General features: G+C 73.6%; 21 protein-coding genes. 4 read left to right on the top strand and 17 right to left on the bottom strand.

Annotated features, from left to right (window positions below; translation table 11 throughout):
• Nucleotides 1-28: 28 nt before the first annotated feature.
• The 14 genes from panC to dacB all read right to left on the bottom strand — a co-directional run bounded on the left by panC (nt 29) and on the right by dacB (nt 14734).
• Nucleotides 29-880: a pantoate--beta-alanine ligase gene (panC, locus tag AC0QR5_RS12745; RefSeq protein ID WP_329862015.1), complete on the bottom strand. Its 852-nt coding sequence runs from the start codon at nt 878-880 to the stop codon at nt 29-31.
• Nucleotides 881-1069: 189 nt separating this feature from the next.
• Complete coding sequence (locus AC0QR5_RS12740; RefSeq protein WP_329861898.1) at nt 1070-1963, bottom strand: Rossmann-like and DUF2520 domain-containing protein; 894 nt, start codon at nt 1961-1963, stop codon at nt 1070-1072.
• Nucleotides 1956-3941, bottom strand: a complete 1986-nt coding sequence (locus AC0QR5_RS12735; RefSeq protein ID WP_329861899.1) for a PH domain-containing protein — start codon at nt 3939-3941, stop codon at nt 1956-1958. Before AC0QR5_RS12735 ends, AC0QR5_RS12740 begins: the two co-directional genes overlap by 8 nt.
• Entirely contained in the window at nt 3938-4450 is a 513-nt protein-coding gene (locus tag AC0QR5_RS12730; protein ID WP_329861900.1) for a PH domain-containing protein, read from the bottom strand. The genes AC0QR5_RS12735 and AC0QR5_RS12730 overlap by 4 nt, the downstream gene beginning before the upstream one ends.
• Nucleotides 4431-4973, bottom strand: a complete 543-nt coding sequence (locus AC0QR5_RS12725) for a DUF3180 domain-containing protein (protein WP_329861901.1) — start codon at nt 4971-4973, stop codon at nt 4431-4433. Before AC0QR5_RS12725 ends, AC0QR5_RS12730 begins: the two co-directional genes overlap by 20 nt.
• 6 nt (nt 4974-4979) lie before the next feature.
• Nucleotides 4980-5534 (bottom strand): 2-amino-4-hydroxy-6-hydroxymethyldihydropteridine diphosphokinase, encoded by a 555-nt coding sequence (folK, locus tag AC0QR5_RS12720; RefSeq protein ID WP_329861902.1) that lies wholly within the window; start codon nt 5532-5534, stop codon nt 4980-4982.
• On the bottom strand, nt 5531-5947 hold the full coding sequence (gene folB, locus AC0QR5_RS12715) for a dihydroneopterin aldolase (RefSeq protein ID WP_329861903.1): 417 nt from the start codon (nt 5945-5947) through the stop codon (nt 5531-5533). The genes folK and folB overlap by 4 nt, the downstream gene beginning before the upstream one ends.
• Nucleotides 5948-5949: 2 nt before the next feature.
• Nucleotides 5950-6903 carry a dihydropteroate synthase gene (gene folP / locus AC0QR5_RS12710; protein WP_329861904.1) on the bottom strand — a complete coding sequence of 318 codons (954 nt, stop codon included), beginning with the start codon at nt 6901-6903 and terminating at the stop codon, nt 5950-5952.
• A 6-nt stretch (nt 6904-6909) separates the two neighbouring features.
• On the bottom strand, nt 6910-7521 hold the full coding sequence (folE, locus tag AC0QR5_RS12705) for a GTP cyclohydrolase I FolE (RefSeq protein WP_329861905.1): 612 nt from the start codon (nt 7519-7521) through the stop codon (nt 6910-6912).
• 10 nt (nt 7522-7531) lie between these two features.
• Complete coding sequence (ftsH, locus tag AC0QR5_RS12700; RefSeq protein ID WP_329861906.1) at nt 7532-9697, bottom strand: ATP-dependent zinc metalloprotease FtsH; 2166 nt, start codon at nt 9695-9697, stop codon at nt 7532-7534.
• A gap of 201 nt (nt 9698-9898) precedes the next feature.
• Nucleotides 9899-10450 (bottom strand): hypoxanthine phosphoribosyltransferase, encoded by a 552-nt coding sequence (gene hpt / locus AC0QR5_RS12695; RefSeq protein ID WP_329861907.1) that lies wholly within the window; start codon nt 10448-10450, stop codon nt 9899-9901.
• Nucleotides 10451-10649: 199 nt separating this feature from the next.
• A complete protein-coding gene (tilS, locus tag AC0QR5_RS12690) occupies nt 10650-11834 on the bottom strand; it encodes a tRNA lysidine(34) synthetase TilS (RefSeq protein ID WP_329861908.1) in 1185 nt (394 codons plus the stop codon).
• Nucleotides 11835-11894: 60 nt separating this feature from the next.
• On the bottom strand, nt 11895-13040 hold the full coding sequence (locus tag AC0QR5_RS12685) for a zinc-dependent metalloprotease (protein ID WP_329861909.1): 1146 nt from the start codon (nt 13038-13040) through the stop codon (nt 11895-11897).
• A gap of 53 nt (nt 13041-13093) precedes the next feature.
• The gene (gene dacB, locus AC0QR5_RS12680) at nt 13094-14734 is read right to left on the bottom strand and encodes a D-alanyl-D-alanine carboxypeptidase/D-alanyl-D-alanine endopeptidase (protein WP_329861910.1); all 1641 of its coding nucleotides are present in this window, start codon (nt 14732-14734) and stop codon (nt 13094-13096) included.
• Nucleotides 14735-14878: 144 nt separating this feature from the next.
• Here dacB and AC0QR5_RS12675 point away from each other — a divergent pair, with 144 nt between their 5' ends.
• The gene (locus AC0QR5_RS12675) at nt 14879-15406 is read left to right on the top strand and encodes an inorganic diphosphatase (protein WP_329861911.1); all 528 of its coding nucleotides are present in this window, start codon (nt 14879-14881) and stop codon (nt 15404-15406) included.
• 38 nt (nt 15407-15444) lie between these two features.
• Here AC0QR5_RS12675 and yczR read toward each other — a convergent pair whose 3' ends face one another.
• Entirely contained in the window at nt 15445-16860 is a 1416-nt protein-coding gene (gene yczR / locus AC0QR5_RS12670) for a MocR-like transcription factor YczR (RefSeq protein ID WP_329861912.1), read from the bottom strand.
• Nucleotides 16861-16920: 60 nt separating this feature from the next.
• Here yczR and yczE point away from each other — a divergent pair, with 60 nt between their 5' ends.
• From yczE to AC0QR5_RS12655, 3 genes are all read left to right on the top strand, one after another.
• Nucleotides 16921-17613 (top strand): membrane protein YczE, encoded by a 693-nt coding sequence (gene yczE, locus AC0QR5_RS12665; protein WP_329861913.1) that lies wholly within the window; start codon nt 16921-16923, stop codon nt 17611-17613.
• A gap of 20 nt (nt 17614-17633) precedes the next feature.
• Nucleotides 17634-18272, top strand: a complete 639-nt coding sequence (locus AC0QR5_RS12660; RefSeq protein WP_329861914.1) for a hypothetical protein — start codon at nt 17634-17636, stop codon at nt 18270-18272.
• Nucleotides 18273-18437: 165 nt separating this feature from the next.
• Complete coding sequence (locus AC0QR5_RS12655) at nt 18438-18857, top strand: DUF1761 domain-containing protein (RefSeq protein WP_329861915.1); 420 nt, start codon at nt 18438-18440, stop codon at nt 18855-18857.
• Nucleotides 18858-18986: 129 nt separating this feature from the next.
• On the opposite strand, the gene AC0QR5_RS12650 is transcribed toward AC0QR5_RS12655, so the two are convergent.
• Both AC0QR5_RS12650 and AC0QR5_RS12645 read right to left on the bottom strand, forming a co-directional pair.
• Nucleotides 18987-19745, bottom strand: a complete 759-nt coding sequence (locus AC0QR5_RS12650) for a MerR family transcriptional regulator (protein ID WP_329861916.1) — start codon at nt 19743-19745, stop codon at nt 18987-18989.
• 80 nt (nt 19746-19825) lie between these two features.
• On the bottom strand, nt 19826-20677 hold the full coding sequence (locus tag AC0QR5_RS12645; RefSeq protein WP_329861917.1) for an HAD family hydrolase: 852 nt from the start codon (nt 20675-20677) through the stop codon (nt 19826-19828).
• Nucleotides 20678-20760 lie beyond the last annotated feature (83 nt).

The raw sequence follows: 20760 nt of genomic DNA, 5'->3' as shown, positions 1-20760 counted from the left end.
GCACACGGCCGCCACGGACCGTTCGGGGCTACGCCCCGCCGAGCGGCATGTTGTCGATGAGGCGGACGGGACCGACCTGGGCCGCGACGAGCGCGAGCGCCTCGCCCGTGAACGGGGTCTCCCGGCAGTTGAACGCGAGCGGCTCCAGCGTGGAGGGATCGACGACCTCGAGGTAGTCCAGATCGACGAGCGGCTGGCTGCGGATGAGGGCCTCGGCGTCGTCCAGGCCCAGCGGCTCGTGCGCGTCGGCGCGCTGCTTCAGCAGGAACAGTGCGCGCGAGAGGACCAGCGCGGCCTCGGCCTCCGCCTCCCCCAGGAAGCGGTTGCGGCTCGAGAGGGCCAGCCCCGCCCCGGAGCGGACGATCGGCACGGCGGCGATGTCGACGTCGTACGCCAGATCCGCGACGAGCCGGCGGATGATCGCCAGCTGCTGCGCGTCCTTCTGCCCGAAGTAGGCGCGGTAGCGGACCGGCACGGCGGTCTCCGGGTGCGGGGCCCCGTAGTGCAGGAGCTTCGCGACGACCGCGAGCATGCCGTCGAAGTGCCCGGGCCGCGAGGCGCCCTCGAACTTCCCGCCGAGGGGACCGCTCGAGACGGCCACGAGGGGCGGGCCGTCGGGGTAGACCTCCTCCTCGGCGGGCGCGAACACGACGTCGGCCCCGGCCCGCGCGAGCAGCGCGACGTCCTCGTCGAGGGTGCGCGGGTAGCGCTCGAAGTCGGCGGGGTCGTTGAACTGGAGCCGGTTGACGAACACGGAGACCACGACGACGTCGTTCTGCGCGCGCGCCTGCGCGACGAGCGCCGCGTGGCCGTCGTGCAGCGCGCCCATCGTGGGCACGAGGCCCAGCGTCCGGGGCCGCGTTCCGGCGGCCGGGACCACACGGGCGGAGGACGACTCCGGGGCACCGGCTTCCCCGGGCTGCTCCCCTGGTGCGGTGCCGGGGGAAGCGGCGTTCGACGCCGGGGCGCCCTCGTGGACGGCTTCGAGGAGCGAACGCGTGGCGGCCTTGAGCTCTGCCACGGTCGTCACGATGCGCGGCGCGGTGGGGGTCTGGTTCACCGCAGCAGTCTACGACGCGGGATCCGCGGGGCCGAGCGCGTCGAGGACCGCCGCGGCCTGGGCCTCCGTGAGCAGCCCCCGGGCCAGCGCCCGCTGGGCCGTGGCGCGGGCGAGCGAAAGGTAGGCGGCGCGGACGTCGGCCGGGACGCCGTGGCGCACGAGCGCCGCCCGGTGGACGTCCACCGTGCCGGAGTCGCCGCGGGCGACCGGGCCCGTCAACGCGCCCTCACCGGACGCGAGGGCGTTCTCGAGCGAGGCCCTCATGAGCGGCCCCAGCACCCGGTCGGGGCGCTCGATGCCGATCGAGCGCAAGAGCTCCGCGGACTGGCCCGTGATCGTGACCAGGTGGTTGGAGGCGTGGGCGAGCGCCGCGTGGTAGAGCGTCCGGTCCTCCTCCGCGATCACGGTGGATTCGGCGCCCATCTCCACGACGAGCGCCTGTGCGATCGGCAGGACGGGCGCGGCCGCCGTGACCCCGAACAGGCAGTCCTGGAGCCGGACCAGGTCGAGGCTCATGCCGGTGAAGCTCATGGCCGGGTGGATGGCGAGCGGGATCGCGCCCGCCTCGCGCGCAGGTTCCAGGACGGCGGTCCCGAAGCGTCCTGCCGTGTGGACCACGAGCTGGCCGACCTGCCAGTGACCGGCCTCGGCGAGACCCCGGACAAGGGGTGCCAGCTCGTCGTCCGGCACGGCCAGGAGGACCAGCTCGGAGCGGCGGACGATCTCCGGGATGGGCAGGACGGGCACATCCGGCAGGAGCATCTCGGCGCGTTCGCGCGAGGCCTCCGACACGGCGTGCACGCCCACCACCGCGTGCTCGGCGGCGCGCAGGGCCGCGCCGAGGACCGCTCCGACCTTGCCGGCACCGATGACGCCGATCCCCAGGCGTCCCGGCCTACCCACGCTCGTCCTCCTGCTCGGCGCCGGCGCGGTCCGCCGGCCGCCCTGGCCCGGCGGGCCGGGTCGGCGCATGGGCGTCATCCAGCGGCTCCGCCACGGCGGGCCCAGCCGGAGCGACCGGGCGCCCCGGTTCGCTGGATGCCGCCGGCACGCCCGCCGCGGCGGGCTCCTCGAGCCAGTGGTCGCGGTCGCGCAGGTGCCGGGCGGCGGCGGCGCGGGCGGACTGCTCGGTGAAGAAGGCGCGGGCGGCATCGACGGGGGCCTGGATGATCCGCGGGGAGACGGGGCCGTCCGTCGTCGCGAGCTCGACGTCCGCGACGCCGAAGCGCCGCGCGAGCGGCCCCTGGGACAGCGTGATGCCCTGCGTCCTCTCGTGCGGGACCAGGACGAGGCGCCGCACGAGTCGGCCGGTGCGGATCACGACGGCGGTACCGGTGGCCGTGAACCCCTGGCGCCTCCAGGCGATGGGCGCGATCGGGCGCGCGCGCCGCGGGGTGTTGGTGAACCCCTCGGCGTCGCCGCTGCCGGCGATCCCGGCCTCGACGAGCTCGACGGGCCGGTCCGTCCCGGCGTCGGGCAGGATCACGGAGAGCACGTTGAAGACGTCCTCCCGCGTCCCGACGGGCAGCACGGTGGAGCGGCTCTCGCCGTCGGATCCGTAGCCGGCGACGTTGACGACGATCTTGTGCCAGCCGAAGCGCTTCCAGATGATGCCCTGCGTGACCTGGACGGCCTGCACGCGCCCCGGGGGGACGGTCTGGTGGCGCGTGTCCAGCAGACCGTAGCTCAACCGGAGCCCGTCCGCCCCGATGGCGGCGCGGAAGTTGTAGCCCGTGTTGAACTGGGCCCACAGGTATGGGACCAGGCCGATGAGTCCGGGGATCAGGAACACCACGGAGAACCCGCCGTCGGTCAGCGACGAGAGCAGAAGGCCGCCGCCGATCAGGACCACGACGAACCACAGCCACGGGTTCACGACGACGGATCCGAGCAAGCGCAGCGGCGGGACGGACGCCACGACGCGCTCGTCGGCCTCGGGCGCGGTCTCCTGCACGGCGGCGCCGGTCTGGCGCGGGACGTCGTACGACGCCGGGGCCCCGCCCGGGTGCCCGGGTGCGGTTCCCGCGCCACCGGCGGCGACGCCGGCCGGTGGCGCGATGGCCCCGTCGGGGAAGGTCCCTGCCGCCCCGACGGCCGGGTGGAACGGGCCGTCCCCGGCGTCGGACCGGCCATCGACGGCTCCGGAATCCGGGACCCCTCCGAGGGCGTTCCCGGTCCCGGGGCCGTCGACACCGGCGCCCGGCGCTCCCGGACCCGCGATCCCCGGGCCGCCCGTCGCCCCTGCGGTTGCCGCTCCCCCCGGTGCCGTCGGCGCGGACGGCGCGGCCCCGGCGTCGTTCTGGGCCTTGAGTCCCGCCGCCCGGGCGAGGATGAGGTTGCGCAGCCGCTTGGCCTCGTCGAGCTTGACGAAGGCGAGGTTCATCGCGGTCGAGCCGCCGTCGGCGACCTCGAACTTCAGCTCCGCCAGCCCGACGATGCGGGCCAGGAGGGGCTGGGCGATGTCGATCGCCTGGACGCGGTCGATCCGGGCCTGGCGCTGCTGGCGGAACACGACGCCGGAGTTCACGTTCACGTGGCGCTCGGTGATCTGGTACTTGGTGAAGTACCAGGACAGGAAGAAGCCCAGGACGATCAGGAGCAGGATGCCCAGGCCGATCCCGAGCACGATGAGCAGGTCGGCGTCGACCGTGAAGCCGCCGGGACCCTCCCCCGCCGTGACGAGGTCGTCGACCCAGTTCTGGCCCCAGAAGAACGCGATCGCGACGAGGGCGATCCAGCCGCGCACGAGCGGGGACACCGGGTGGACGCGCGTCCACGGGACCTCGGGAGGCGCCGGCTGGCCGGCCGGGGCCGCGTGCTCGGGCGGGACCGGCCCCGGGCCGCGGCCCGGCTCGGACGAATCGGGGGTCGGCTCGCTCACAGCCCGGCCAGCCTCGCCTCGCCGCGGGCCGAGAGCTGCTCGCGCAAGCGGGCCCCCTCGGCGGCGGGGAGCCCCGGGATCGAGGCCGTCACGCTGCCCGCGGCGGTGTGCAGCTGCACGGTGCACAGCCCCAGGGCGCGGTCGATCGGGCCGACGGCGACGTCGACGTACTGCATGCGGCCGTAGGGGACCACGAGGACCTGCTGGAAGAGGATCCCGGAGCGCACGAGCAGGTCGTCGTCCCGCTCGGCGTAGCCCAGGGCGCGCACCTGGCGCGGGATGACGGCGAGGTAGACGAGGAACAGGACGGCCACGACGGCGGGCACTCCCCACGCGAGCCAAGCGGGGTAGCCGGGCCAGACGCCGGTGAGGCGCAGCACGAGCGGGACGCTGAGCACGGCGGTGAAGACGAGCGCGGTGATCGCGGTGCCGACGAGCCGCACCGTGGCGTACTGCGGGGACACGCGGCGCCAGTCCAGGCCCTCCGGGTCAACTGGTTCCTGTGGCATACCCCTCGTTGTCCTCCCTGCTGTCGCGTTCCGCGCCCGGCGCGGGTCCGTCCGGTGGCAGCCTGCAGAACTGCTCCACCAACCATCCCACGATAATCATCACGGCCGCTCCGGCCATCATCACGAAGGATGAGACCACCGCCGGGCTGCCCGCGCGGACCGCCCCCATGAGGTCGATCAGGATGCCGGCGTGCCAGCCGAGGATCATCGCCCCCGCATAGGCCGTGGCCTGCGCGAGCACGAGCGTGCGCGCCGCGACGAGGGGATTGAGCGGCTTCACGGAGCGGGCCTTCGGGGCGCCCGTCCCGTGCTCGCGCCGCTCGCGCAGGGCCTGCTGGTGCCGGCGGACGCGCAGCCCGAAGCCCAGGGTGATGAGGGATCCGGCGCCCATCGTGATGAGCGACGTCCAATGCAGCACCGGGGCCGCGAGCCCGTTGGAGGAAGTCAGCAGGTGGCCGGCCCAGCCCGCGATGACGGAACCGAGGACGATCGCCAGGAGCCACAAGGGGCGGATGGCCTGCATGCCGGATCAGCCCCCGGCGTAGGGTTCGAGCCCGTCGAGGTCCGGTGCCCGCGACGCCAGTTCGCCGACCGGCGTGCCGCCCAGCTGGGCGTCCGGATCCATCCACGCCCACGGCTGCAGCACGAAGGCGCGCTCGGCCGCCCGCGGGTGCGGGATGGTGAGCTCGGGAAGGTCCAGCTCGACCTCGCCGTAGGTGATGATGTCGACGTCGAGCGTGCGCGGCCCCCACCGGACCCCGCGGACCCGGTGGTGGGCGTCCTCGACGGACTGGCAGTGGCGCAGCAGCGCCACGGGCGCCAGGGTCGTCTCCACCTCGAGCACCATGTTCAGGTAGTCCGGCTGACCGTCCGGCCCGCCGACCGGCCGGGTCTGCACGACCTCGGAGACCTGGCAGAGCCGCATCTGGGGGTGCGCGACGAGGTCGGCGACGGCGTTGGAGAGCGTGTCCGAGCGCTCGCCCAGGTTCGAGCCGAGCGCGAGCACCGCGGTCACGGGCGACCTCGGGGCGTCCGGCGCGGCCGGACCGTCCGGCGTGCCGGCCGGCGTGGTTGCGTCGTTCATGCGCGCTCCCGGTGGATCGTGATGGATACGTCGCCGAACGGCACCTCGATGGGGGCCTTGGGCTTGTGGACGGTGACGTCGACGGCTTCGACGGAAAAGCGCTCCAGGACGACCGCGGCGATGCGCTCCGTGAGCGTCTCGATGAGGTCGTACGGACCGGACGTGACCTCGGCCTTGACCGCCTCGGCGAGCTCCCCGTAGTTGGTGGTGTCCGCGAGGTCGTCGGAGGCCGCCGCCGCCCGGATGTCGGTATGCAGGACGACGTCCACGACGAACGGCTGCCCGTTGCGCTTCTCGTGCTCGAACACGCCGTGGTAGCCGACCGCGGTGATGCCGCTGAGGCTGATCAGGTCCCGCGCCCTGGTCCCGGGAGCGCTCCGCGTCCCGCGCGCCGCCTCCGCGGTCCCCGCCACGGCTAGGCCCTGGCTCCGGTCGCCGCGACGGCCGGGACAGCCCCGTTGCCTCCCGCGGAGCCCCAGGCGGTGGCGACCTTGACGGCGTCGAGGGTCCCCTCGACGTCGTGCACGCGCACGCCCCAGGCCCCGGAGGCGGCGGCGAGCGCGCTCGTCGCCGCCGTCGCGGTGTCCCGCTCGGCCGGGGCGGCGGGCTTGCCGGCCTCGGAGAGCAGCGCGCCGAGGAAGCGCTTGCGGGAGGTCCCGACGAGCACGGGGTGGCCGAGCCCGCGCAGCTCGTCGAGGCCGGCGAGCAGGGCCCAGTTGTGGGCGTGGTCCTTGGCGAAGCCCAGTCCCGGGTCCACGATGATGTGCTTCGGGTCGACGCCCGCGGCGACGAAGCGGTCGCGCAGTTCGCGCAGCTCCGCGACGACCTCGGCGACGACGTCCTGGTAGTCCGCCTCGGTGGACATGGACTGCGCGTCCCCCCGGCGGTGCATGAGCACGTAGGGGACCTTGCGCTCGGCGATGAGCGCCGGCATGTCCGGCTCGTGCGTCAGCCCCGAGACGTCGTTGACGATCTGCGCGCCGGCGTCGAGCGCCGCGCGCGCGGTGGAGGTGTGCATCGTGTCCACGGACACGAGCGCGCCGGCCTTCACGAGGGCCTTGATGACGGGCAGGATGCGTCCCTGCTCCTCGGCCGGGTCCACGAAGTCCGCGCCGGGCCGGGTGGACTCCCCGCCGACGTCGATGATGTCCGCGCCGGCGTAGAACATGCGCAGGCCGTGGTTGATGGCGTCGTCGGCCTTGACGTACTTGCCGCCGTCGCTGAAGGAGTCCTGGGTGACGTTGAGGATGCCCATGACCAGGGTGCGGTCCGTCGGCAGGTCCGCGAAGGTGCGCGGCGCCTTGACGGGGCGGATGACGGGAAGGGGGGAGGTGGCGGGTCCGGTTCCGGGGATGGCTCCGAGGGACATGGTGACCTACTTTCCGAGAATGAGGCTCATGGCCTCGGCGCGGGTGGCCGGTTCGCGCAGCTGGCCGCGGACGGCGCTGGTGACCGTCTTGGCTCCGGGCTTGCGGACGCCCCGCATGGACATGCACATGTGCTCGCACTCGACGACGACGATGGCCCCGCGGGGGTCGAGGTGTGTCATGAGTGCTTCCACGATCTGGGTGGTGAGGCGCTCCTGCACCTGCGGGCGGCGGGCGTAGAGCTCGACGAGCCGGGCCAGCTTGCTCAGGCCCGTGACGTGGCCGCTCGCACCGGGGATGTAGCCGATGTGCGCGGAACCGTGGAACGGAACCAGGTGGTGCTCGCATGTGGAGTAGAAGGGGATGTCCTTGACCAGGACGAGCTCGCCGTGGTCGATGTCGAACGTCGTCCCCAGCAGCTCGGCCGGGTCCTGGTGGAGCCCCGAGAAGAACTCGGCGTAGGCCTTGGCGACCCGCTTCGGGGTGTCCCGCAGGCCCTCGCGGTCCGGGTCCTCCCCGATGGCCTCGAGGATGTCGCGGACGGCCCGCGCGATGCGGTCCTGGTCCACGGCGGGCGCCGCCAGGGCGCCGTTGCTGCTGAGCTCGTCGATGTCCGTCACAGTCTCGATCCTAGCCTGCGCCCGTGCCGGGACCGCCGCCGGGAGCCGTTCCCCCGGGCCCCGCGGAGGGCCCGGAACCGGGCTGCGCGCCGCCGGTGCCGCCCGGGAATCCGCCGCCTGCTCCGGCGTCGTTCCCTCCCGGACCGGGCGTTCCACCCGGGAGCGCGGGGGCACCGGAGGGATCGATGACGACGTCGGAGTGCCCGGTGCCGTCTTCCCCCTCACCGGCGTCGCGGGACCGTCCGGCCTCCTCGGCCTGCCGGCGCTCGCGCGGGGACTGGACGGGGCCGCGCTCGTGCACGGGCCGGGAGTCCTTGGAGAGCCAGACGTCGCGCACGGGGCGCTTGACGATGTCCGCGAAGACCTCGGCGATCTCCTTCTGGTTCAGGGTCTCGTGCTCGAGCAGCTCGAGGGCCAGGCGGTCCAGGACGTGGCGGTTCTCGGTGAGGATCGCGTACGCCTCGTCGTGGGCGGCGTCGATCAGGGCGCGCACCTCCTGGTCGACGATCCCGGCGATGGACTCCGAGTAGTCACGGTCGTGGCCCGCGTCGCGGCCCAGGAAGGGCTCGCCTCCGCCGGAGCCGAGCTTCACGGCGCCGATGCGCTCGCTCATGCCGTACTGGGTGACCATCTTGCGGGCCGTGGCGGTGGCCTTCTCGATGTCGTTGGACGCGCCCGTCGAGGGGTCGTGGAAGATGATCTCCTCGGCCACGCGGCCGCCCATCGCGTAGGCGAGCTGGTCCAGGAGCTCGTTGCGGGTCACGGAGTACTTGTCGTCGTCCGGGACCACCATGGTGTAGCCGAGCGCGCGGCCGCGGGGCAGGATCGTGACCTTAGTGACGGGGGCGGAGTGGCGCAGCGCCGCGGCGACGAGCGCGTGCCCGCCCTCGTGGTAGGCGGTGATCTTGCGTTCGTGCTCCTTCATGAGCCGCGAGCGCTTCTGCGGTCCGGCCATGACGCGGTCGATCGCCTCGTCGAGGGCGCGGTCGTCGACGAGCTGGGCGTTGGAGCGCGCCGTGAGCAGCGCGGCCTCGTTGAGCACGTTGGCCAGGTCCGCGCCGGTGTAGCCGGGGGTCTTCTTCGCGACGGCGTGCAGGTCCACGTTCTCGGTCATCGGCTTGCCCTTGGCGTGCACGCGCAGGATCTGCTCGCGGCCGGCCAGATCGGGGGCCTCGACGGGGATCTGCCGGTCGAAGCGGCCGGGACGCAGCAGGGCCGGGTCGAGGACGTCCGGGCGGTTGGTGGCGGCGATGAGGATGACGTTGGTGTTGGCGTCGAAGCCGTCCATCTCCACGAGCAGCTGGTTCAGGGTCTGCTCGCGCTCGTCGTTGCCGCCGCCGACGCCGGCGCCGCGGTGGCGGCCGACCGCGTCGATCTCGTCGACGAAGATGATGGCCGGGGAGTTGTTCTTGGCCTGCTCGAACAGGTCACGCACGCGAGAGGCGCCGACGCCGACGAACATCTCCACGAAGTCGGAGCCGGAGATGGAGTAGAAGGGCACACCGGCCTCGCCCGCGACGGCCTTGGCGAGCAGGGTCTTGCCGGTTCCCGGGGGGCCGTACAACAGGACGCCCTTGGGGATCTTGGCCCCGACGGCCTGGAACTTCGCGGGATCCTGGAGGAACTCCTTGATCTCGTGCAGCTCCTCCACGGCCTCCTCGGCGCCCGCGACGTCGACGAAGGTGACCTGGGGCATGTCCTTGGTGATGAGCTTCGCCTTGGACTTGCCGAACTGCATGACCTTGGAGCCGCCACCCTGGGCGCGGGAGAGCAGGAACCAGAACAGCAGGGCGATCAGCATGAACGGGATGATGATGCCGAGCATGCTCAGGAACCAGTTGCTCTGCACGGGCTGGTCGGTGAAGCCCTGCAGGTCCGCGGCGTCCATGGCCGCGATGACGTCCTCGGCGCGGGCCTCCGAGTAGAAGAAGGAGACCTTGGTGCCCTTGTCCACGCCGTCGAGGGTGAACGGCTCCTTGAGGGAGAGGTCCACGCGCTGGTCGCCGTCGAAGATCTTCGCCTCGGTGGCCTTGTCCTCCTGCAGCAGCTGCAGGCCGACGCTCGTGTCCAGCCGGCCCGTGTTGTTCGAGGTCAGCGAGGGGAGGAACACGATCAGCGCGACGACGCCGATCAGGACCCAGATGGCCCAGCTGTTGAAGATCTTCTTGGCGTTCATGCTGTTGGGGGTCCCGTCCCCCGTCCCTCCTGGTCGAACTGAGCGGCGGCGATGCGTCGCCTTACAGCATCGCACCACCGCACCTCTTCACGCATGGCGCGCGGCAAAAGTTCCCTCAGGGCGTAGCGGGGCGCAACGCCCCGGCGTCGTCCCGCCCCGGTCCCCCGCAGGCGGGCCCGGGGCGCGGCTCCGGTGAGTGGATCAGGCGTAGACGTGCGGCGCGAGCGTGCCGATGAAGTCCAGGTTGCGGTACTTCTCTGCGAAGTCGAGGCCGTAGCCCACGACGAACTCGTTGGGGATGTCCATGCCGACGTACTTGACGTCGATCTCCACCTTGGCGGCCTCGGGCTTGCGCAGGAGCGTGCAGATCTCGACCGAGGCGGGGCCGCGGGAGATCAGGTTGGCCTTGAGCCAGGACAGCGTCAGGCCGGAGTCGATGATGTCCTCGACGATGAGCACGTGCTTGCCCATGAGGTCGGTGTCGAGGTCCTTGAGGATCCGCACGACGCCGGAGGACTGGGTGCCGGAGCCGTAGGAGGAGACGGCCATCCAGTCCATCGTGACGTGGCTGTGGAGGGCGCGGACCAGGTCGGCCATGACCATGACGGCGCCCTTGAGCACGCCCACGACGAGGATGTCGCGGCCCTCGTAGTCGCGGTCGATCTGCGCGGCGAGCTCGTTGATCTTCTCCTGGATCTGCTCTTTGGTGTACAGCACGTGGGCCAGGTCGGCCTGGACGTCGTTCGAATCCACGAAGGTGCTCCTGTGGTCGGGGGTGCCTGCGCCGGGGCGGTAAGGGATGCGCGTCGCTTCCAAGGGTGCCACAGCACGGGGCCCGGTGGACAACTTCCGCGGGATTCCGGGGTGTGCGGGTCCGGCGGGGGCGCCTCGGGCTGCGCGGCGACCGGCGGGGAACGGCGCGCGGATGGCGGAGCATTCCGCTGCGCCGCGGCTACGGTTCGCGCCGCAGCTGCAGGAGGCGCCGCGGCGGCCCGCCCGGGGCGGCGCGGCGGAGCCGGCGGGCCCGCACGTGGCCCGCGAGCTGCACGGGCCCGGCGGATCCGGTGCCGGCCGCGAGCCGCTCGAGCGCGGCCGTGCGTTCGAGCGTGGGGGTCTCCCCTCCGGCGCGGACGGCCGCGAGGCGGAGCACGCGGGAGCGCAGGGCGGGGCCGAGGAGGCGGAGCGCGTCGAGGTCCAGGACGACGGCGGAGCCCGGCCCGGGCGCCTCGGTCGCGGACCCCGGGAGGCCGGCGGCGTCCGGTGCGGAGGCGGCAGGACGGGATGCGCCGGAACCAGGCGCGCCAACACCGGGGGGCTCGGCGGGCTGCACGAGGACCCGGGCCAGGGCGGCGTCGGCCTCGGCGTCGAGGTGGTCGGCGTCCCTCCCGGCGAGCGCGGCGGTGCGCGCGAGGGCCTCGGCGAGGCCGGGGCCGAGCGCGTCCTCGAGGAACGGGAGCACGTCGAGGCGCACCCGGTTGCGCAGGGCGGTCCGCTCCCGGTTGGACGGGTCCTCCCAGTAGTCCAGGCCCTCGTGCCGGCATACGGCCTCCGTCTGCTGGCGACGGATCGCCAGGAGCGGACGGAGGTAGGGGCCGCGGCGGGTGGGCATCCCGGCCACGGAGCGCGTCCCGGAGCCGCGGGCCAGCCCCAGGAGGACCTGTTCGGCCTGGTCGTCGAGCGTGTGGCCGAGGAGGACCAGGCGGGCGCCGCTCGACCGGAGCGCGTCCTCGAAGGCGGCGTAGCGCGCGCTGCGGGCCTGCTCCTCGGTGCCCGGCTCCGCGACGTCGGCGCGCAGGAGCAGGACCGGGTCCAGCCCGAGCCCGCCCAGCTGGCCGGCGGCCCGGTCCGCGGCCTCGGCGCTGCCGGCCTGGAGGCCGTGGTCGACGACGACCGCCCCGGCCCGCAGCCCCTCCGTCCGCGCCAGGAAGCCGGCCGCCGCCGCGAGGGCGAGCGAGTCGGCCCCGCCGCTGCACGCCACCAGGACGTCCGGACCGTCCGGGCGGGAGGGGGCCCCGGCGTCGTTCCCCGGTACCCCGGTCAGGGGGGGACGGAAGGAGGAACCGGCGTCGTCCCCGGAGAGCGCCGCGCGGAGGGCGTTCCGGACCGCGGCGACGGGCGCGGGGAGGTTACCGCCCATGGGGGCGCTCCGGGGCGGCGGTGCGGGGCTGCATGCACTCCATGAGACCACGGGCGGCGCTCAGCGGGCGACGCGCGCGACCCACTCCTCGGGATGGTGCAGCTCCCGCTCGCTCGGCAGGTTCTCCGCGCGCTCCCAGACGGCGTTGAAGCCCTCCATCCCGACCTCCTTGACGACGGCCGCGACGAACTTCTGCCCGTCCGCGTACTGGCGCATCTTCGCCTCGAGCCCGAGGACGCGCCGCAGCCACGTCTCGACGGGACCACGATTGGCGCCGCGCTGGTTGAAACGCCGGCGGATGGTCTTCACGCTCGGCACGATCGACGCGTCGACGGCGTCCATCACGACGTTCGCGTGCCCCTCGAGCAGGCTCATCACGGCGGTCAGGTGGCTCATCACCGCCTGGTCCTCGGGATCCTGCAGCGCCGTCAGGAGCGCCGGGCCGGAGCCCTTCCCCTCCCCCGCAGCGTCCTCCGGGGACGACGCCGGGGCCCGCCCCGCGCGGGCATCGAGCGCCTCCCGGGCGGCGGCCTTGAGCCGCTCCCCGAGCCCGTCGGCCTTGTCCAGCAGGCCGGAGGTCAGGGCGCCGATGTTCTCGCGCAAGTGGTCCCGCAGCCACGGGGCGGCCGCGAACTGCACGCGGTGCGTCTGCTCGTGCAGGCAGACCCAGAGCCGGAAATCGTCGGGCTCGACGTTGAGCTCCCGCTCGATTTCCACGATGTTCGGGGCAACGAGGAGCAGGCGGCCGCCCGCGGGCAGCCCGGGGCGCAGGAGCCCGGCGAAGGGATCGTACTGGCCGAGGACCTTGGAGGCGAGGAAGGAGAGGATGGCGCCCATCTCGGCGCCGGTGACGCCTCCGCCGATCGCCGCGCCGCTGCCGGAGAGCTTGTCCCCCTTGGTCTCCGCGAGGCGGCGCAGCGCGGGGTCCAGGAGCGCCTGGAAGCTCTGGATGTTCGCCTTGGCCCACGAGGAGCGGTCCACCACGAGCACGGAGGAGTCGCGCAGCCCGCGGGCCGCGTCGAGCCCCGTGATGCGGTGGACGTGCTCGACGGAGGCGTCCGCGTGGGCGCGCAGTTCCTCGACAAGCTGCTCGATCTCACGGGTCTTCAACTTGGGTCCGGCCGTCGTGAGCCGTGCCGCCGTGGCCGCGGCGAGGTCCCAGTTGATCAGCGGCGCGGGCGGGGCGGGCGTGTCCTGGGTCTCCATGGGAGCCATCCCATCACGGATGGGCGGGCGCGTCGCGTGGTTTCGCTCGCGGCTCAGCGGCACCCGCATCCGGCCAGGATGGCGGCGGCCCGGTCCATGGCCGCCCGCGCGGGCCCCAGGTCCCCCGGGATGGAATGGCCGAAGAAGGAGAACGCCAGCAGGCGGCCGTCCTGGGTCAGCACGGTCCCGGTCAGCGTCGCCACGCCGGCGAGCGTGCCCGTCTTGGCCCTCACGAGACCGCGTGTGGCGTCGCCGGTCATCCGCTCCTCGAGCGTGCCGCTCGCGCCGGCGACCGGCAGCAGGTAGCCCAGCTCGCGCAGGGCGGGCTTCGGCGATCCGGCCGCGCCGGCCAGGACCTCGACGAGCTGCCGGGGCGAGACGCGGTTCGCGGCGGAGAGCCCGGAGGAGTCGGCGAGCGACATCCCGGACGTGTCCGCCCCGAGCCGGGCCGCCGCGTCCTTGAGCGCCTCCGCGGCGCCGCCGAAGCTCGCCGGATCGCCCGAGCCGATCGCCACGAGCCGGCCCATCGCCTCCGCCGCGTAGTTGTCCGATTCCTCGCTCAGGAAGCGAAGCTGCTCGAGCAGCGGGGCAGACTCGACCGCGCCCAGCTCCCGCGCGTCCGGCGCGGCCGCCCCGCGGACCACCTCGGCGGCGACCGCGGGAGCCGGCCCGGGCCCGGTTGCCGCGTCCGCGGCACGCGGGGAGGCGGACTCCGAGGACGGGGAGGACGACGCCGGGGCCGCGCCGTCCGTTGGCACCGCGGCCGTGCCCGACGGCGTCGGCGCCGCGGACGCACGGGCCGTCGCCTCGGCGGAGGCCTCGGCGCGCTCGGCGTGGAGCCGGGCCAGGGCCGCCGCGAGCGCGTCGCGGAACGCCTCGGCCGCCGTCATCGCGGGGTCCTCGACGCGCGGGCTGCCTTCCGCGCCGTCGCGCCGCGCCCCGTAGAGGGCGATCGGGGCCACGCGGCTGATGTTGAAGCTCGTGAGCAGGGAGACGTCCCACGTGGGGCTCAGCTCCAGGCCGCTGAACAAGGTGTCGTCGAGGACGACCGTGTAGCTGGCGGGATCGGCCGCGGGCCCGCCGGACGCCGCGTCCGCGTCGAGCAGCGCCTCCGCCGTCCGCTCCGCGAGCGTCGCCAGACCGGCCCGGCGCAGCCCCACGGTGCCCGCACCGGCGTCGTCCGTGGTGGATTCCCCGGCGCCCAGCAGCACGTCCCCGCCGCCGACGAGCACGACCGTGTCCCCCGCGCCGGCGACCGTGCGCGTCGTCAGGGTCCGGGCCGGGCCGAGGACGTCCAGGGCAGCCGCCGCCGTGAGCACCTTGAGGCTCGACGCGGGCACGCCGAGCCGGTCGGCGTCGTGGGAGTAGAGGACCTCGCCCGTCGCCGCATCCGCGACCGAGGCCGCGAAGGCCATGTCCTCGGCGTCCTCGAGGAGCGGGGCCAGGGCCCGCGCGAGGACCTGCGGGTCGGGGGCGGGGGCGTCGTCGTCGAGCAGCGGCACGGCCGTGGGCGAGGCGGTCGGCAGGACCGGGGACGGGGCGGCCGGCTCCTCGGACACCTCCGCCGGCGCGCCGAGGCCGGCAACGAGGCCGGGGGCCAGTTGCGGCAGCAGGTTCAACGCGAGGAGGCCGACGAGCCCGCCGACGACGAGGACCAGCAGGGCGGAGGTGAGCGCCCGCATGCCGCGGTTCATCCGTACCTCCGAAGTCGTCGTCGTCCGGCGCGGCAATATACGCTTGCCCCAGCCACTTAAAGACTAGACGGAGCACGTGCGCCGCCGGACCGGCGCGGCCCGCCGGCGCGTCCGTGCCCGACGACCTTCCGAGGAGAGCGCTCCATGAGCCACGACGTCACCATCGAGATCCCCTCCGGATCCCGCGTCAAGTACGAGATCGACCACGAGACCCACCGCCTGCGCCTCGACCGCGTGCTGTTCACCCCGATGCAGTACCCCACGCACTACGGCTACTTCGAGGACACGCTCGGCGAGGACGGCGACCCGCTCGACGCGATGGTGTGGATCCCGGGCGTGGACCTGGTCCCCGGAGTGCTCGTCGAGTCGCGCCCGATCGGCGTGTTCAACATGACCGACGACGGCGGCGGCGACGCCAAGCTGCTCTGCGTTCCGACCGACAAGCGCTTCGACCACATCCGCGAGCTCGGGGACGTCGACGAGTGGCTGATCAAGGAGATCGAGCACTTCTTCACCCGCTACAAGGACCTCGAGCCGGGCAAGTGGGTCAAGGCAGAGGGCTGGGAGGGCCGCGAGGCCGCCGAGGCCGAGCTGGCCCGCTCCATCGAGCGCTTCGAGAAGCTCGGCGAGGAGTCCGCCGACGACGAGCCGCAGGGCCGCGACGTCGACTAGGCGCGTCGAGGAGCCGTCACTCCACGGACGGGCGTCCGTCAACGGGCCACTCGGTCCCAGGCCCGTGCGATGACCGGGACGGCCCGCTCCAGCTCCTCGCGCGGCAGGGCGTAGGGCACGCGGATCCAGTGCTCGAGCCCGTGGTCCTCCACGGCGAACGTGGAGCCCGGCGCCAGGAGCACGCCGTGGCGGGCCGTCTCGGCCGCCAGCGCCGTGGACCGCGGTGCCGGAAGGTTCCACCACAGGCCCAGCCCTCCGGCCGGGACGCGGGCCGCCCAACCGGTGGCCGCCGAGAGCCCGGCGTGCAGCCAGTCCCGGTTGGCGCGCAGGCGCCCGCGCGTCTCGGGGACCAGTCCGGGCGAGGTCCGCAGGAGCCGGGCCAGCACGAGCTGCTCGAGCAGCGGGACGCCGAGGTCGAGCGACATCCGCACGCGGGCCAGCCCGGCCGCCTGCGAGCGCGGCGCCCGGATCCAGCCCAGCCGCAATCCGCCCCAATGCGACTTGCTGCAGCTGCCCACGGTGAACGCGTCCGCCGCGAACGCGCCCATCGGCAACACGTCCGGCTCTTCGTCGAGCCAGAGCGCCGCGGAGGTCTCGTCGATGATCCCGACCGTGCCCGCGGACCGCAGGGCGCCCGCCCAACGCTCCCGTCCGGCGTCGTCCAGCAGGGTCCCGGTGGGGTTGTGGAAATCCGGCAGGCACAGCATGGCCCCCGGCCGTACGGTGCGCAGACCGTGCTCGACCGCCTCGAGGTCCGTCCCGTCCGGGCCGATCGGCACGGGCGCGACGCGCACCCCGTGGTGGCGCAGCGACAGCACGCTGTTCGGATACGACGGGCTCTCGGCGAGCGCGGTCGAGCCCCGGCCCAGCACGGCGCGGGCGACGGCCGCGATCCCCGCGAGCGCGCCCGCCGTGACCACGACCTGGGCGGGGACGGTCGGCAGCCCGCGCGCCGAGTAGTGCTCGGCGATGGCCTCGCGCAGCACGGGCAGGCCCAACGGGTAGTAGCCCATGCCGGAGATGTACGCGGGCAACTGCTCGAGCGCCGCCTCGTAGGCCTCCGCCAGGCCGAGCGGCGCCGACGGGGCGGCGCACGTGAGGTCGACGGCGTCGGAGCCCTCCACGGGGCCGAAGCCCCCGAGGGTCAGGGGCTCACCGCCCCCGGCCGCGGGCCCGCCCGGGACCTGGACGACGGTCCCGGAGCCGACGCGCGCGCTCGCGTAGCCGCGGTCGCGCAGCTCGGCGTAGGCGCGGGAGACCGTGGTCCGGCTCAGGCCGATCGCCGCCACGAGGTCGCGTTCGCTCGGCAGGGCCGTGCCGTGCAGGACGCGCCCGTTCGCGACGAGGTTGCGCACGCCGTCGGCGAGCCAGGCGTAGGCCGGCCGGTCCTCGTCCGGCGCGCCGAGCATCGTGCTCAGGCGGGCGGCGGGCAGGCGGCGTGTTGCGGGCGTCATAGAGCCATTGTTCCGTAATTGGCTCTTCAATCAAGGGCCAATTACTCCCATGATGGTTCCATGAGTTCCGCCACCACTCCCCGGCTCCTGCCGCTGACACCGCTCCAGCAGCTCCGTGCCGGCCGCATGCCCTCCCGCCTGCTCCGCCTCTTCGTGGGCCTGACCCTCTTCGGCGCGGCGATGGCCGCGTTCGTCCGGGCGGGGCTCGGCGTCGCCCCGTGGGACGTGCTGCACCTCGGCATCGCCCGCCATGTTCCGCTGAGCCTGGGCACGGTCATCATCGTCGTCGGCTTCGCGGTGCTCCTGCTGTGGATCCCGCTGCGCCAGTGGCCGGGACTCGGGACCATCGCCAACGTCGTCTGGATCGGCGTCTCCACCGACGTGGCGCTGCTCGTCATCCCGCCCATCAACGGCCTGGCGGCGCAGCTCGCCGTGGTCGCCGCCGCGCTCGCGGTCAACGGCCTCGGTGGCGCCCTCTACATCGGCAGCCAGCTCGGCCCCGGGCCGCGCGACGGGCTTATGACCGGCCTGCATCTGCGCACGGGCCTGAGCCTGCGACTGGTCCGCACGGGCATCGAGGTCGCCGTCCTCGCCGCGGGCTGGATGCTCGGCGGCATCGTGGGGCTCGGCACCGTGGCCTACGCCCTGCTGATCGGCCCGTCGACGCAGTTCTTCCTGCGCTGGAGCGTCGTGGAGCTGCCGGGCGCCGCAACACCCAGCGCGCCGCTCGCGGAATCAACCGAATCGGGTTGATCCTGCGGCACACTGGTGCCATGTACGTCCTGACCATCAACCAGCGCGATTCCCGCGAGGCCGGGGACCGCGTCGACGAGCTCACCGCCTCGCTCGCCGGGCTGCCCACGCTCATCGCGTTCCAGCGCTCCGTGGGCGACGAGGCGATCGGCGTCGTCGCGGAGCCGAAGACCGCGGTCGACGCCGCCATGACCGCCCTGCGCGCCCGGCGCTGGCACGTCGGCATCGGCGTCGGCTCCCTCCACGTCCCGCTCCCCGAGGACATCGCGCACGCGGAGGGCTTCGGGCTCGTCTACGCGCGCCGCGCCGTGGACCGGGCGCGCCGCACCGGGGAGCGCATCCCGCTGGCCGTCGCCGGCCCGGACGCGGGGGCCGCGGCGCAGGCGCAGGCCGTGCTGCGCCTGATCGGCCAGATCGTCGCCACACGCACGGAGGCGGAATGGGCCGTCCTGGACCTCATGGTCCCCGGCGTCCGCGGCCAGCAGCGCGCCATCGCCGACGAGCTCGGCATCACCACGCAGGCCGTGTCCAAGGCCGTCGTGCGCTCGCACTGGAACGAGGAGTGGGACTGCCGCCCGGCCGCGGCGCGCCTCCTCGGCCTCGTCGCGGGACCGGAGGCGCTGCCCGCGGGCGCCTACCCCTACGCTCCCCGCGCCTGAGGCGGGGGTACGACGCCGGAGCCGGGCCGCGGCGTCGCACCCTCCCCGGCGGCGCGTGGCCGGCACCCCGGAAGGCGGCCCTAGGCGGCGGGACTTGGCGGCCGTACACTCTAGTCAGCGCCGGTTTTCCGGCGTTCCGGGCCCGGGCCACAGAAGGAGAGTCCCATGGTTCCCGAGATCAACCTCTGGGCCGTCATCGTCGCGACCCTATCCACCATGGTGGTCGGCTCCGTCTGGTACACCCCGAAGGTGTTCGGGAACTACTGGATGCGCGTCGCCAAGGTCACGCCGAGCGGGAACGCCATGGACGCCGTGGGCCCGATCCTCGTGACGCTCGTCGTCAGCTTCGTCTCCGCATGGGTGCTGGCCGGCTCCGCGGCGATCGCCCACGAGTTCTACGGCGGGAACTTCCTGGCGAACGTGTTCGTCACGGGCGTGATCCTGTGGGCCGGGTTCACCGCGGCGCGCTTCATCACGCACGACGCGTTCGAGGGCCGGCCCGTGGGCCTCACCGTCCTCAATTGCGTCCACGAGCTCGTCACGGTGCTGGTGATGTGCCTCGTGATCGGCCTCTTCGGCACCTGACCCCGCGCACTTTTAGGTTCAACCAATCCACCCGCTGCAGGTCAGCGGGTTGTAGCCGGGCCAAAGACGCGCAGGAGTCCCTAAAGGTGCGCGGGAACGGGGACCGTGGGCGGGGAGGGCCCGCGCAGCTCAGAGGTTCGACGCGGCGTAGTGCGCCAGCGCGTCGCGGACGAAGCGTGCGCCGTCGAGCCCGCCGTAGTTCGCCGCGAAGCGCTCGTCCGCCACGTACATCTGGCCGAGGCCGGCCAGGTAGCCCTTGAGATCGCCGTCGGCCGTGCCCGCCGGCGTCCCGGGAACACCCCTCAGCCAGTCGACATGCCGGCGCGCCAGCTCCTGCGCCTCCGGGGAATCCGGCGCGATCCCCGCCGCCGCGGCCGCGGCCCAGTCGGCCGAGAGCCGGGATACGCGGGCCTTCCACTGCGCGCGTTCGCCGGCGTCGAGCCCGCGCCACCACGCGTCGCCGCGCGCGTACGCCTCCCGGCCCCAGCGCTCCTCGACCTCCGCCCGGTGGGCGGTGTGGTCGAATCCGTCGAACATGTCCTCTGCCATGATGTCTCCTCCGTGGCGCACCGCCGTGATGGTCTTCTCCACCGACGCGATCATCCGGGCCAGCCGGTCCCGCTCCGAGCGGAGCCGGGCCGCGTGCTCCTCGAGCGCATCCTCCACCGCGTCCGGCCGGTCCAGGACCTCCCGGATCGCGGGCAGCCCGAGCCCGAGGCCGCGCAGCAGCAGGATGCGCTGCAGGCGCACGAGCTCGTCCCGCCCGTAGTAGCGGTAGCCGTTCGCCCCGAGACGGCTCGGCTCGAGCAGCCCCTCGTCGCCGTAGTGGCGCAGCGTTCGGCTTGTCGTCCCGGCGATCCCGGCGACTTGGTGGATGGACCACTCCATGCGGTGCGCCCCTGTCGATTGTCGATGAGGAAACGCTACAAGTTGACGCTACGTCAAGGTCAAGGGCGGACGGCGTCGGGCTAGACGAGGCTGCGGAGGACCCGGACGAGGCCGTCGTCGTCCACGTCGGCCGTGACCTCGTCGGCCGCGTTCTTGACCTCGTCCGGCGCCTGACCCATGGCGACGCCCCGGCCGGCCCATTCGAGCATCTCGATGTCGTTGCGGCCGTCGCCCACGGCCACGGTGTGGGCCGGTTCGATGCCCATCGAGGCCCGGAGCACCTCGACGCCGCTGGCCTTGTTGATGCCCTCGGCGGCGATGTCCAGCCACGCGGTCCAGCCCACGGAATAGGTGACCCCGTGCAGGCCGATCGCGCCGACCGCCTCGCCGAACTCCTCGGCCGTGGAGTCCGTCGAGAACACGACGAGGCGCACGGCCGTGGCCCCCAGCAGCTCCTCGAACGTCACGCCCGTCGCCTCGACGCCGAAGCTGGCGTCCTGGAAGCGCTCGGTGGAGAGGAAGTTGCCCTGGTCGTCCTCGAGGGCGTACTTGGCCGTCGGCAGGCTTTCCCGCAGCGCCTTGAGGGCGGGGGCGGGGTCGAAGGTCTTGCGGTCCACGACCTCGTAGCCGCCGGGCAGCCCGGGATCGATCTTCACGGTCACGCCGCCGTTGCAGCACACGGCGTAGCCGCGGTCGATGCCGAGCAGCTCCACGATGGGCAGGGTGGCGCCGAGGGAGCGGCCCGTGGAGACCACCACCTCGTGGCCGGCCCGGACGACGGCGCGCGCGGCGCGCTTCACGGCGTCGGACATGTGGCCCTCGTGGTCCACGAGCGTTCCGTCGACGTCGAGGCACACCATCTTGCGTGCGGATCCGCCGGGGTTCTGGTCTTCGGTCCGGTCTTCGATGCCGGAGTCAGTCGTCAATGTCATACCCCCTAGTGAACCATTGTGCCCCGACGCGACGGCATAACCGGCGTCACCCGGAGGGTGAATACCCCGTGAATACCCACAGC

The organism is Arthrobacter sp. J156 (genome assembly GCF_056172865.1).
Note: the sequence above shows the minus strand (reverse complement) of the source record. Positions and strands in the feature narration are given on the sequence as shown.

What these genes read in the sequence shown, in the direction of transcription:
- AC0QR5_RS12730 (WP_329861900.1), bottom strand. Translation starts at nt 4,450, where the DNA reads ATGCCACAGGAACCAGTTGACCCGGAGGGCCTGGACTGGCGCCGCGTG.
- AC0QR5_RS12725 (WP_329861901.1), bottom strand. Translation starts at nt 4,973, where the DNA reads ATGCAGGCCATCCGCCCCTTGTGGCTCCTGGCGATCGTCCTCGGTTCC.
- folK (WP_329861902.1), bottom strand. Translation starts at nt 5,534, where the DNA reads ATGAACGACGCAACCACGCCGGCCGGCACGCCGGACGGTCCGGCCGCG.
- folP (WP_329861904.1), bottom strand. Translation starts at nt 6,903, where the DNA reads ATGTCCCTCGGAGCCATCCCCGGAACCGGACCCGCCACCTCCCCCCTT.
- ftsH (WP_329861906.1), bottom strand. Translation starts at nt 9,697, where the DNA reads ATGAACGCCAAGAAGATCTTCAACAGCTGGGCCATCTGGGTCCTGATC.
- tilS (WP_329861908.1), bottom strand. Translation starts at nt 11,834, where the DNA reads ATGGGCGGTAACCTCCCCGCGCCCGTCGCCGCGGTCCGGAACGCCCTC.
- AC0QR5_RS12685 (WP_329861909.1), bottom strand. Translation starts at nt 13,040, where the DNA reads ATGGAGACCCAGGACACGCCCGCCCCGCCCGCGCCGCTGATCAACTGG.
- dacB (WP_329861910.1), bottom strand. Translation starts at nt 14,734, where the DNA reads ATGAACCGCGGCATGCGGGCGCTCACCTCCGCCCTGCTGGTCCTCGTC.
- AC0QR5_RS12675 (WP_329861911.1), top strand. Translation starts at nt 14,879, where the DNA reads ATGAGCCACGACGTCACCATCGAGATCCCCTCCGGATCCCGCGTCAAG.
- yczR (WP_329861912.1), bottom strand. Translation starts at nt 16,860, where the DNA reads ATGACGCCCGCAACACGCCGCCTGCCCGCCGCCCGCCTGAGCACGATG.
- yczE (WP_329861913.1), top strand. Translation starts at nt 16,921, where the DNA reads ATGAGTTCCGCCACCACTCCCCGGCTCCTGCCGCTGACACCGCTCCAG.
- AC0QR5_RS12660 (WP_329861914.1), top strand. Translation starts at nt 17,634, where the DNA reads ATGTACGTCCTGACCATCAACCAGCGCGATTCCCGCGAGGCCGGGGAC.
- AC0QR5_RS12655 (WP_329861915.1), top strand. Translation starts at nt 18,438, where the DNA reads ATGGTTCCCGAGATCAACCTCTGGGCCGTCATCGTCGCGACCCTATCC.
- AC0QR5_RS12650 (WP_329861916.1), bottom strand. Translation starts at nt 19,745, where the DNA reads ATGGAGTGGTCCATCCACCAAGTCGCCGGGATCGCCGGGACGACAAGC.
- AC0QR5_RS12645 (WP_329861917.1), bottom strand. Translation starts at nt 20,677, where the DNA reads ATGACATTGACGACTGACTCCGGCATCGAAGACCGGACCGAAGACCAG.